Source organism: Sphaerochaeta halotolerans (genome assembly GCF_003429665.1).
GTDB lineage: Bacteria > Spirochaetota > Spirochaetia > Sphaerochaetales > Sphaerochaetaceae > Sphaerochaeta > Sphaerochaeta halotolerans.
In genome coordinates this window covers 26,500-38,688 of sequence record NZ_QUWK01000017.1, presented here as the reverse complement: position 1 = coordinate 38,688, position 12,189 = coordinate 26,500, and the positions used below count along the sequence as shown (strand labels likewise).

The window sequence follows — 12,189 nt, the reverse complement described above, 5'->3', positions numbered from 1 at the left end:
TTGCAGACACCATAGCAGATAACCCCTCTGTTTTGAATATTCTATTGGCCCTTACCCACCATGAACAGCGAAAGGCCTGTTGTTTTGCCCGTTTTCCATACCTGTTTCCTTCTTATTTGCTTCCTACTGAATATAATGATACATCCCAGGAACGGCAAGTATCTTTTGCACAGTGCGAAGGATTTGCGCACCCTAAAAGAATCAGCTTGCCCCTTCTGCTTCTTTTGACTATATTATCTCAAGCGATGGGAAATATGTCGCAATTACACTTTCACATTCATTTTTGGTTGGAGGAAGATACAATGACCATTAAGCCTTTGGCAGACAGAGTATTGGTAAAGATGGAAGAGCTGCAGGAGAAGACCGCCAGCGGTCTTTACATCCCACAGACAGCGCAAGAAAAGACCCAGATTGGAGTGGTCGTGGCAGTCGGCGAAGGAACCGAAGACGTCAAGATGAACGTCAAAGAAGGGGATCGCGTCATGCATGACAAGTATGCCGGAACTTCTGTAAAAGCCGATGGCACCGAATACCTGATTCTCAGCATGAAGGATATTCTTGCAATTATCGAGTAGTTGACAGCATCAATTCAAAAAAGCTGTTTCCAGGCAAATGCCAGGAAGCAGCTTTTTTTATCTTCCATAGAGGAAGTTCTCTACCTTATCAGACAACCCTGTTGTCTCACTCTCCGGATGATAGCTCTCGGGCAAGGAGCGAATCATATACATACCGTAATTCTTGCTCACTACCCGACTGTCCAGAATGATGACCACCCCACGGTCACACGCTGAACGCAACAGGCGCCCAAAGCCCTGTTTCAGCTTCATTGTTGCCGACTGAAGGGCAAGCTGATAGAACCCACTTCCCCCATTCGCATCAATTGCCTCACACCGGGCTTTAAACACCGGATCAGAGGGGACTGTGAAGGGAAGCTTTACAATGATGACCATGCGAAGCGTTTCTCCAGGTGCGTCCACCCCTTCCCAGAATGAAGAAGTGGCGAACAGGACACTGTCCTGCTCACTGATGAACCTGTTGAGCAGGGTATATCGGTCGTATTCTCCCTGGCAAAGCAAGGTCAACCCCTCTTTCTCAAACGTTTCGCTGAGTTGCTGGTGTACCTTCTTCAGCATGGAGTAGCTGGTGAATAATACAAGCACCCCCCCTCCCGCAGAGAGTACTGATGACATGATGGTTTGTGCAAGATACTCCTCATATGCCGCTTCCCGATCCTTGCTGTACAAAGGAGCATCGGAAGGAGTAAGAAGCAGCAATTGATTCCGATAGTCAAAGGGGGAGGAAAAAGCTCCCTTGAGAAAGGGACGTTCCTCATCATAGGGCAGTCCGACACGAGTGGACCAAAAAGCAAATTCATCATTCAGATCAAGGGTCGCGGAGGTGCATACCACGGTATCCAGTTTTTTGAAGACAGCCTCCACAAGCAAAGGTGCGATGGAAAGAGGAGTAATGCACACCTGTACCTGTCGATGGGTGCCATACGATTCTGCATTGAACCAATGTACTTCATCCTTCCACAGCGTGAAATTGCAGAATTTTGTCAGTACCTCACTCATCATGGCAATTCGTGTGCCACGTACCTTCAGTTCATTGATCTTGCTCTCCAATTCCTGGGGAGCCTTGTTCTGTTCAAGGAATGTATTGATCTTTGCAGCAAGCCTTCCACTTGCCTGGGATACACTGGTGGCTGCTTCGACAAACTGCTGCAGCCTTCCTTGGTGTTCCGCTTTTATCAGTACCGGCTGGTAGTCGTTCTTCTGGAAAACACCAAGCAGGTATTGGTCGAGTGTACCCACGTTCTGTGTCAGAAGAAGAATGTCATCCTGGATTCGGTCAATGATGTCCGCTTCAGTACTGTACTCACCTAGCTGCTCCAAGAGACTTTTCCCCCTGAATCGGCCGGAGCGTTGGATCTTGGAAATCTGTCGCAACAACTGCTGGGAGTCATACACTTCGGTGAAATACTCGGTTGCATTCGACTCAATGTTGTGTGCCTCATCAATAATGAGACGGTTGAACGGAGGTAGGATCATCTCCTCCTCATACCCTACATTGCTGATAAAACGACTTTGTGCATCCGTGAAAAGCAGGTGGTGGTTGCTGATAATGATCTTCGCATCCTTCGCCTTTGCCTTCGCCTTGAAGTAGAAACAGTCACGGAAGTATGCACAGGCATGGTTCTGGCAGAGATCCCCGTCACTGCAGATCTCGCCTTTCAACTCCCCGCTCAGCCGGCCAGGAAAGTCTGCAAACAACCCTGTTTCGCTCTCCTTGATCCACTGCCCTATCTGATAGAGTTCGTTCGCCGGATCTTGGGCAAGCAAACCGGAATCAGCTTTGGCCTGCATATAGCGATTGATGCAGAGGTAATTCCCCCTGCCTACTGCAAGGGCAATCTTGCAGGATAGGCCAAGAAACTTGAACAGCATGGGAATATCTTTCTCATACAGCTGTTTCTGCAGGTTGATGGTACTGGTGGCAATCACAGTCCGCTCATCAGGGGATTGCATGGCAGAATACAGGGCAACAGCAAGATATGCAAAAGATTTGCCGATGCCGGTTCCTGCCTCGATTGCTGCTATTGCATTACGCTCAAAGCTCTCCCTCACGAGGTCAGCCATATTGAGCTGTCCCTCGCGGTACTCATAGGATGGGAAATTTTGCTCCAACAACCCATCCTTATCGAAAATGTGGTAGATGTCATGCTTGGTCAATGTGATATTCCTGTACTTTTCTATGCAAGGTTTTCCTTCCAATCCCCAAGACTTCCGCAGCCTTGGTCTTATTCCCCCCGCACTGTGCAAGGGTGCTGATGATCAACTGCTTTTCCGCTTCGGCCAAGGTAATGCCAACATCCAGGGAGAGGTTTTGTACATTCTCCGTCTTGGTGACACTTGGGGGCAGGTCATCATACTCAATGACTGAACCACGGGCAAGCACAACAGCGCTCTCAATGCAATTCCTGAGTTCCCGGATGTTTCCCGGCCAATCGTAACTGAGCAAGGCACGTTTTGCCTGAGGGGAAAAGCCCTCAATCATACGGTTGTTTTCCTTGCTGAACTGAGTAAGGAATGAGGTCATCAAGAGGGGAATGTCATCCTTGCGCTCCCTCAGCGGGGATACCTCCAGATGGACGACATTCAGCCTATAGTACAGATCCTCACGAAAATTACCCTTTTCAATCTCCTTGAGGAGGTCCCGGTTGGTTGCACAAACGATGCGGACATCGACAGAGATGGGTTTTTCTCCTCCTACCCGTTCAAACTCCTTTTCCTGGAGCACCCTCAGTAGTTTCACTTGAGTAGCTGCATCAATCTCGCCAATCTCATCGAGGAATATGGTCCCCCCATCGGCAAGCTCAAACCGTCCTCGTTTTTCTTTCACTGCCCCGGTAAAGGAGCCCTTTTCATGCCCAAACAATTCACTCTCCAGCAAGCTCGAAGACAGGGCGGCACAGTGCACTTTTATCAAGGGCCCCTTATTTCTATTACTGAGCTCGTGAATTGCATCGGCAACAAGCTCTTTTCCTACACCACTCTCTCCAGTGATCAGAACAGAAGCTTTGGTTGGGGCAACCTGGCTAACGGTATCCATCAGCTCCACCATCTTCTGGCTCTTGCCGATGATACGGTCATAGCGATTACGTGCCTTGAGTTGGGCAACTTCCTCTTTCAGTCGCTCATGCTCTGCAAAGAGATCATTGTTGGAGAGAGCTTTCTTCACCACCAGTGTCAGGCGGTCAAGATCTACCGGTTTCGTAAAGAAGTCTATGGCTCCTGAGCGCATCGCATCCACTGCTGTTTCGATGGTCCCATGCCCCGTGAGTATAATGACAGGCATCCGGGGATAAGCACTGTTGATTCTCTTCAACAATTCCTCTCCACTCATGTTCGGCATTCTCAGATCAGTGATTACAAGATCAACCGATTTCTTGTTCACCAGGTCCCATGCTACTTTTCCATCCTCTGCTTCAAGCGTTTCAAACCCCTCGAGCTCCATGGCCAGGGCAAGACCATTTCTGATATTTTTCTCATCATCACATATCAAGATGCTACGATTCATAGTGTACCTCCGCTTCAGTTTCCCACTTCAAGGCAAGTCGTTCACTCTTGGGCACTGGGAACGTAAGAATGAACACCGTTCCCTCCCCTAGCTTGCTCTGTACTGTGATATCTCCCTTATGTTCCTTCATAATCTTATAGACGACAGTCAAACCGAGTCCTGTACCGGTGGCCTTCGTGGTGAAGTAGGGTTCAAAAATCTTTTGTTGTGTCTCCTCATCCATCCCAATACCGGTATCCTGAATCTTCAATACCACTTGATCACCATCAAGACGGGTCTGCAGGATGAGCTTTCCCCCACCCTCCATGGCGTTCATCGCATTCTTGATCAGGTTCAGCACCGCCTGCTTGAGCAGATGTTCATCATACTCCAAACGAGGCAGGGAACTCGCAAAATCTTTGATCAAATGTACTCTGTGCTCCTCCAACTCTGGCTCTACGAAGGAGCAGATATCCTCCAGGGTCTTGGTCATCTGTGCTAGACGGAGTCTCGTGTCCATCGGGCGTACCGCAAAGAGGAAGTCCACCACGATACTATTGAGACGACTGATTTCCTCCTCGAGGACCGTGAGATACCGATCGGCATCGGCAAGGGTGAGTGTCTCTTTACGTTCAAACGCTTTCTTGAGCAGTTGCAGATGTATCCCCATTGCAGCAAGCGGGTTCTTTATCTCATGGGCTACCCCGGCGGCCATGGTGGTCATCGATGCAAGGTTCTCACTTCTACGAAGCCGTGCTTCATTGGCATTATGTTCAGTCACATCACTGAACATTACCACGAAGGAAGACCTCATACGCTCAGAACTGTTCATATAGGAATAGACCGTCACTGCTATGGTCTGCAGCTTGGTCCCCTTTTGGAAGGTGAATTCATTTTCCTCATCCTGATGCTTTCCCTTGAGTGCCAGCATGATGTAGCGAAGGACATGTTCGTCCTCAATAACCCTGGAGAGGGCCATACCTTCATAATTCCGCATTCTTGCCATGGGTATGAGGGTACGGCATCGGCTGTTCGCATAGTGGACAATCTTTCTCTCGTCGGTAAGGATTACTCCATCCTGGATGGACTCCAACACACTCTCCAGCATCTCAAGATCACTGGATTGGCTCTTCAGAATCTCTATAATCTGGTTGGTATCAAGTTGGTCAATCTTTTGGATTGCCCGTTGGACAAAGTTTTTCATGCTTCCTCCATCATTCGATAGTACAGGGATTCAAGCATCAGCCGGTTGTTCTGGTTATAGAGCTGCGCTGTGTTGTATGTAGTATTGACCAACGATGAAAGTTTCAGCAAAGCCCTGGAAGGCATCACTTTTGCGAGTAATGCAAGCATTGCTTTCAATACAAACTCATATCCTTGCATCTCATCAAGTTCCTTCAGCAGTGCTGCAAATTCACTGCTCTGCAGATACCGCTGTTCCTGTATCGACGAGACAAGGGTCTCTGCAATCTGTGTGGCGCGAGAAAGATCCATGCCACCACCCTCAAGGAAAAATGACTCCAAGCTGTCATACTGTTTGTCATGAAGATAGAACGGTTGGAGAAACCGCCCAACTGCTTCAGGGGATAGTGGAGGAAAGGCATATCTACGTACCCTTGAAAGGATAGTCTGCATAATCCGGTTAGGATACTCACTGATCAAAAAGAAATAGGTATCTTTCTCTGGCTCCTCAAGCATCTTCAGCAAGCTGTTGCGCGCAGAAGTGTTTGTCATCTCCATCGCTTCCAGAATGATGAATCGCTTCCCTGAACCCATGCTGGTCTGGCCAATCCATTGCTCAAGGGCACGTACCTGTCCGATGGTAACGGTGGTATTCTTCTTGGTAGCAGTGAACAAGCCCTTGAGAGCACTACGAAGTTCCTTGACCGCCTTTTTTGCCTGGGATGCATTCCCTGTCTCCATCCTTGCAAGATCCACCAGCAGATCGCTTACCTGGCCGGCAAGAGCAGCTGCAGCATTCTGACTCTGTGTCTGAGAACCAGTGAGCAATGCCGGATGATACTGGAGCAACATGCGCCTGATGCTCTGTATGACAAATTGCCTGGAAAAATCATTGTACAATCGCTCAAAGGTAGACAGGCTTGTCTCGATGACACTTCGATGATCCCTCTGGCTGATGATAACCACATTTGAGACCGTGAGATTCCGAAATTTCCGGCAACTCTCACAACTGCAGTGATTTTCTCCCCCTTCATTGCAAGAGAGCACCCGAGCAGTCTCGAGGGCAAAACTCATCCTGAGGCTGTAGCGGCTCCCCCCAAAAAGGTTGACTTGGCTCAAGGTGCCTGAGGCAATCTGGCTCTGCAGTTGTTCAGCTACACCCTTCTGGTATTCCCGCAATGTATCAAACATTGGGTGCCTGCACTGTTGAGGCGAACCAGTTCACTGTCTCAGGGACCAAGGGGCGAACAACATTGAGAGTGAATTGGCTTTTGTCAAATACAGCTGAAAGGTCAAAGGCCGTTTGAATTTCTAATACATAGATCACCAGGGCACACACAATTCCAACTTCTAGTACACCCCACAGAAAACCAAGCAAGCTATTTACTGGTCGAAGTCCCGTGGCATTCAGTGCGGTTTCCAAAAGGTTTCCCACAAATCGCATCAAGGCATAGCCGAGCAAGAACAGGATTACAAAACTGATCAGGCTTGCAAGCAATCCGGGAAGCGAGAAGGATTGCACCAGCAACTCAGCAATCAGCTTGGTGAACATCAAAGCAGAGAAAAAGCCAACGATAAAGCCACTGCGATGACTGAACGCATCAGCAAATCCACTCAATGTGCCGGCGATTCCTCCAATGATAGCAAGAGAGAATACGATGATGTCAATCGAATTGAAATACACAGAACCTATGGTCAAACCCCATTGCATGTTGACTCCTTCACTGTTTTCAGCACAGTCGCTATATGGTGTGCACTCGTTCCGTAAGCAAGCTTTTTCATGTTGCCACGCAACCGTTCGCGAAACTCCTCGTCGCCTACCAACAAAGAAACACTTTCCAAAAACTGCTTCGCATCAAGAGTGTCTGGATAGAGCACCATTGCCGCTTCCTTCCGCTCAAACAACCGTGCATTGTCTATTTGGTCCCCCCTGCTCGATGCCCCACCCAAGGGTATCAGGAGGGAGGGACAGCCAAACAACGCAAGTTCGGCCAAGGTATTTGCTCCTGCACGGCTGACTACTACGGTGGCATTTTTCAACAGGAGGGGCAACGCTTCATCTATGAAAGATACCTCCTGATAACGGTCATGGACAAGGTGTTGTACATCATTGGCCCCACACTGATGATAGACATACCCCATCTCGGTCAGGGAAGCAAGCGTCTCTCGCACCAATAGATTGATCTGGGCTGAGCCGCTACTGCCGCCCAGGACCAGGATCAGCGGCTCAGAGAGCCCAAGGAACGCTGGCCTCTGCATTGATTCCTGCTGCGAGGCCAACACCAGAGAGCGCCGTATCGGGTTGCCGGTAACCACCAGGTTGTACTTCTTCAATGCAGTGAATCCTTCATGAAAAGGAACACAAATGCACTGTGAGTACTTTGCATTGATCCTTGTCGCCAGACCAGGGGTTGCATCACTCTCATGACTCACTACCGGGATATGCAACACCGCCGCTGCGAGCACAGGAGGAACCGAAACAAACCCTCCCTTGGAGAAGATGACATCCGGCTTCTGGACTCTTAGTATGTGAAGCGCTTGAAAGAATGCAATGATAATATTTCCAATATCCAGGAAATTCCTGAGAGACCAGTACCGTCGAAGTTTTCCCCACCGTATGGCAAAGAAGGGAATGCCATAGCGTCCGACAACCTCTTTCTCCGAGGCCTCTTCCCGCCCAATCCAAAACGCCTGGTAGTCAGGTGAGCAAGCAAGCTCCTCATGGACAGCCAAGGCAGGAAAAATATGTCCGAGGGTTCCTCCCCCTGTGTAACAAACTACCATGGCTTCACTATAGCACAACAGAAGCAGTTGCTCCAGTATAATTGTATCAATTTGATACACCATGGGTAGAATTGTCCCATCTATTCCCCGGGCTTCGCCTTCCTTTTATTCACACTACTACTTTTCTTGCAACTGGAGTATGAGTATACTTACAAGAAGGGGTAAAGTCCCTATATTCGCAACAAGAGAGAAATTCATGAGCACCTCACTATTTACAAAACTGTTCGGAACTAAACAAGATAAAGACCTCAAATCCCTCATGCCAGTCGTTGAGCTGGTCAACAAGGAAGCAGCCTGGGCAGAAAGCCTGAGCGCTGAAGAGGTGCGACAGCAAACGCAAAGATTCAAGGAGCAGGTAGCACAAGGCGCAAGCTTGGATTCCCTGTTGCCCAAGGCTTTTGCCTTGGCACGGGAGGCGGCAAGCCGTGTTCTGGGGGAGCGGCACTATGATGTACAAATCATGGGAGCGGCTGTACTGCACCAAGGTAAAATCCTGGAAATGAAAACTGGTGAAGGGAAAACCCTTACCTGTGTACCCGCCGCATACCTGAATGCACTTTCAGGTAATGGCGTACACGTGGTCACGGTCAACGACTATCTCGCAGGCCGTGATGCTTCCTGGATGGGGCCGATCTACGAATACCTTGGTCTCTCTGTAGGTGTCATCCTTTCTTCCATGGACAACGAAGCAAAGCGCAATTCCTATTCCAAGGATGTAACATACGGAACGAACAATGAGTTTGGTTTTGACTATCTCAGGGACAACATGAAGTGGTCTGAGCAGGAAAAGATCCAGCCCAAGCATCACTACTGCATCATCGACGAAATTGACTCAATCCTCATTGATGAGGCCAGAACCCCCCTGATCATCAGCGGGCAGAGTGAGGACGACTCGGCCCAGGTGCTGGGAGCCGCAAAGGTTGCCCCCTTGCTCACCGAATGTGAAAAGAACCCTGATACCGGTGACTACTATGAACCCGATCCTCTTGCCCGTTTCGACCGAAAGGCTCCCGTATTCGATGAACACGGGGACTACAAGCTGGACGAAAAACAAAAACGCGTGTTATTCACCAACCAAGGGATGAACCATATTGAGGAATTGCTCAACAGATATCATATCATCAACGGGTCACTGTATGAGGATGAGAATTTTGAGTATGTCCACTATGTCACCCAGGCAGTGAAGGCTCTTCGGCTCTACACTGCTGATGTCGACTATGTTGTTGCAGAAGGCCAAGTCCAGATTGTCGATGAATTCACCGGTCGCATCCTCCATGGAAGACGCTACAGCGAGGGACTCCACCAGGCAATCGAGGCAAAGGAGAAGATTAAGATCCTTGGCCAGAACAAGACCCTTGCCACCATCACCTATCAGAACTTTTTCAGGATGTATGACAAAATCAGTGGTATGACTGGTACGGCAGACACGGAAGCCCCTGAGTTTCTCAAGATTTACAACCTTGATGTAGTGGTCATTCCCACCAACAAGCCAATTATCCGGAAGGATTACCCGGATTTGGTCTATTACAATGAAGAGTTCAAGTTCAAGGCCATCTGTGAGGAAATCCAGAAGGTCCATAGCACCGGACAGCCTATTCTCGTTGGCACCATCAGTATCGAGAAAAGTGAACTGCTCTCAGTACTCCTTCGCCGGATGGGTATTAAGCACGAGGTACTCAATGCAAAGAACCATGCCCGTGAAGCCTTGATCATCGAGAATGCAGGTGCAAAAGGTGCGGTTACCATCGCAACGAACATGGCAGGGCGAGGAACTGACATCAAACTGGGAGGCAGCCTTGATGCAAGAGCCAGGGCTCTTTGTGGGGCTGATGCTTCGCCAGAGGAATTCAACGAGGCCATCAAGAAAGTCTATGACTCCTGGAAGCATGACTATGAAGAGGTAAAGGAACTCGGCGGACTCTACATCCTGGGCACTGAGCGGCATGAATCCCGACGTATCGACAATCAGCTTCGTGGACGAAGTGGACGTCAAGGGGACCCTGGTGCCAGTCGGTTCTTCGTCTCCTTGGAAGATTCCTTGATGCGCCTGTTTGCTTCTGAAAACTTGAAGAACATGCTCGGCAGAATCGGCATGCAGGATGGAGAACCCATCGAACACCGCATGCTGAGCAATGCCATTGAAAAAGCACAGAAGCGTGTTGAGGATCGTAACTTTGAAATCAGAAAGCACCTCCTGGATTATGATGATGTGTTGAATGAACAGAGAAACTACCTCTACAAAGAGCGGGATACAATTCTGAGTGAGGAACATTTGCTGGAGCGTGTCAGAAATATTTGTCACGATATCAGTGATGAGATGGTTGACCAGGTGTTCTCCGAGGAAAAGGATGACAAGAAGGGAATCAGGTTGTTTGAAGAGATGCTTACCACCTTCCACCTTGAAATACCTCCCCTTCCTGAACACGCTTCTGCAGAAGAGTACAAGCAGAAGCTTCGTGAGTATCTCGACAAGGAAATTGACGACAAGGTTGCCCTTACCGGAGAAAAAGCGTTCAACGATTTCCTCCGTTTCAATTACCTCCGTCAGATCGATCTCAGATGGCAGGACCATCTGACCGCCCTTGAAGATCTTCGTGATGCAGTGGGCTTGAGAAGCTATGCACAACGCAATCCTCTGGTTGAATACAAAGTAGAAGGATTTGAGATCTTTACCGAAATGCTGGATGGAATCAAGCGCTTCATGGCACAGACCTTGGTCAGGGTGAAGATTACCAAGCCTGAACAGCAGTATCGTCAGAAAGCCAAGGAGGCTAAGACGGTTGAGACACACCAGGCACAAGGCGCTTTCGGTAGTGCAGGCCAAGGGCCCAGACGCGTGCAAGGTGGAGGGGATACTGCCCCGGTTACCGTGAGAAGGCAGACCCCGAAGGTGGGAAGGAATGATCCCTGTCCTTGTGGGAGCGGCAAGAAATACAAGTATTGCTGTGGAAGGAATGCCTAAGGGGTTTACCCAATAAAGGAGGCCGTATTACGGTCTCCTTTTGTACATCACAGGAAAGTGGGATTCTAGAAAAATTGCATGGGATCAAGCGCAATACCCGATTGCTCAATACTGAAGAACAGGGTTGGCCTGCCATAATCAGTACCACTGGTGCCGATGCTTCCAATGGTCTGGCCTTTCTCTAAGCTCATTCCAATTTTCACTTCGGGATCGATGTTTTCAAGATGGTAATAACTGCTTCGGTATCCGCCCTCATGGCTGAGGACTACAAATCGTCCCCTGCCCTTCTTCTCGTACCCTGCATCAACAACCTCGCCCTTTGCCGAGGCAACAACAGCTTCCCCCCAATCTCCTTCAATGAGAATTCCTGCCAGAACTTCATCCGCTCCAGTTGTCGGATTCTTATAGGACTGGCCGAACAGTTTGCTGATTGTTCCAACGGAAGGTTTCTGGAACTGTATGGGAGAAACATCAGTGAGCTGGGCCAGGGATGATGAAGAGGTATCTGGAATAAAGAGCTTCTGTCCAACAAAGATTTTCTCATTCTTCAGATTATTGAGTTCCTGCAAAGTCTTCCAACCCAAGGTCGGACTGTACTTACGGGCAATGGTGCTGAGCATATCGCCTTCCCTCACCGTATAGAGCTGACCATCACGATCAGGGATGATAAGGGTGACCCCTTCCTTGACCGCCTGGATATTCCTGATCTGGTTCACACTGATCAACGTCTGGGGTTTGAGGTTGTAGAGAGCCGCAATGCTTGCAAGATCTTCACCATCCTTGACCAAGTGCTCAGCATATTGGATGGATGCACTGCTGGTGGTTGGTGTCCTACGGACCGGGCCCTGGGAATCAATCGCCCGGGCACTCTCATTATCAACGACCGGGGCATCAGCACCAGAGGGGGAAGTCGACCCTTCTGCCGGTTCGGTTGGCTGGATCTGCGGTGCATCTGCAATTTCCTTCACCTCAGGCAGTACTTCCTCAATCACCGCAGCTTGCCCTTGGGACCCTTTGCTCTGAGCGGGGAAAAACTGGTACCAAATTACAATGACAACCACACAGATAGCTATACCTAGTGCGATTGTCCAGATCAGCCCTTTGCTCGGTCTTGTATTATCTGAACCATCCCTTCCTGCTCGCCAAGAAGGCCGCTCTTGCATGTCATCGTAGTAGTCTTTTCCCATAGCTCGACATTACCT

The 12,189-nt window shown here is 49.3% G+C and carries 9 protein-coding genes; 2 read left to right on the top strand and 7 right to left on the bottom strand.

The features are described 5' to 3' along the window. Positions 1-302: 302 nt before the first annotated feature. Complete coding sequence (locus DYP60_RS12790; protein ID WP_117331408.1) at positions 303-575, top strand: co-chaperone GroES; 273 nt, start codon at positions 303-305, stop codon at positions 573-575. A gap of 57 nt (positions 576-632) precedes the next feature. Here the strand turns inward: DYP60_RS12790 and DYP60_RS12785 are convergent, their stop codons facing one another. From DYP60_RS12785 to murG, 6 genes are read right to left on the bottom strand one after another with little or no spacing between them, the layout of a single operon-like run. Next, on the bottom strand, positions 633-2,732 hold the full coding sequence (locus tag DYP60_RS12785) for an ATP-dependent DNA helicase (RefSeq protein WP_117331407.1): 2,100 nt from the start codon (positions 2,730-2,732) through the stop codon (positions 633-635). Then, entirely contained in the window at positions 2,719-4,080 is a 1,362-nt protein-coding gene (locus DYP60_RS12780; RefSeq protein WP_117331406.1) for a sigma-54-dependent transcriptional regulator, read from the bottom strand. Before DYP60_RS12780 ends, DYP60_RS12785 begins: the two co-directional genes overlap by 14 nt. Then, the gene (locus DYP60_RS12775; RefSeq protein ID WP_117331405.1) at positions 4,070-5,263 is read right to left on the bottom strand and encodes a two-component system sensor histidine kinase NtrB; all 1,194 of its coding nucleotides are present in this window, start codon (positions 5,261-5,263) and stop codon (positions 4,070-4,072) included. Before DYP60_RS12775 ends, DYP60_RS12780 begins: the two co-directional genes overlap by 11 nt. Next, on the bottom strand, positions 5,260-6,432 hold the full coding sequence (locus DYP60_RS12770; RefSeq protein ID WP_117331404.1) for a DNA polymerase III subunit delta': 1,173 nt from the start codon (positions 6,430-6,432) through the stop codon (positions 5,260-5,262). The genes DYP60_RS12775 and DYP60_RS12770 overlap by 4 nt, the downstream gene beginning before the upstream one ends. Then, entirely contained in the window at positions 6,425-6,952 is a 528-nt protein-coding gene (locus DYP60_RS12765; protein ID WP_117331403.1) for a CvpA family protein, read from the bottom strand. The genes DYP60_RS12770 and DYP60_RS12765 overlap by 8 nt, the downstream gene beginning before the upstream one ends. Beyond that, positions 6,937-8,088, bottom strand: coding sequence for an undecaprenyldiphospho-muramoylpentapeptide beta-N-acetylglucosaminyltransferase (gene murG, locus DYP60_RS12760; RefSeq protein WP_117331402.1), 1,152 nt, complete (start codon positions 8,086-8,088; stop codon positions 6,937-6,939). The genes DYP60_RS12765 and murG overlap by 16 nt, the downstream gene beginning before the upstream one ends. A gap of 133 nt (positions 8,089-8,221) precedes the next feature. Between murG and secA the strand changes: the two genes are divergently transcribed. Beyond that, positions 8,222-10,987, top strand: coding sequence for a preprotein translocase subunit SecA (secA, locus tag DYP60_RS12755; protein ID WP_117331401.1), 2,766 nt, complete (start codon positions 8,222-8,224; stop codon positions 10,985-10,987). 65 nt (positions 10,988-11,052) lie between these two features. Here secA and DYP60_RS12750 read toward each other — a convergent pair whose 3' ends face one another. Next, positions 11,053-12,174, bottom strand: a complete 1,122-nt coding sequence (locus DYP60_RS12750) for a M23 family metallopeptidase (RefSeq protein WP_117331400.1) — start codon at positions 12,172-12,174, stop codon at positions 11,053-11,055. Positions 12,175-12,189 lie beyond the last annotated feature (15 nt).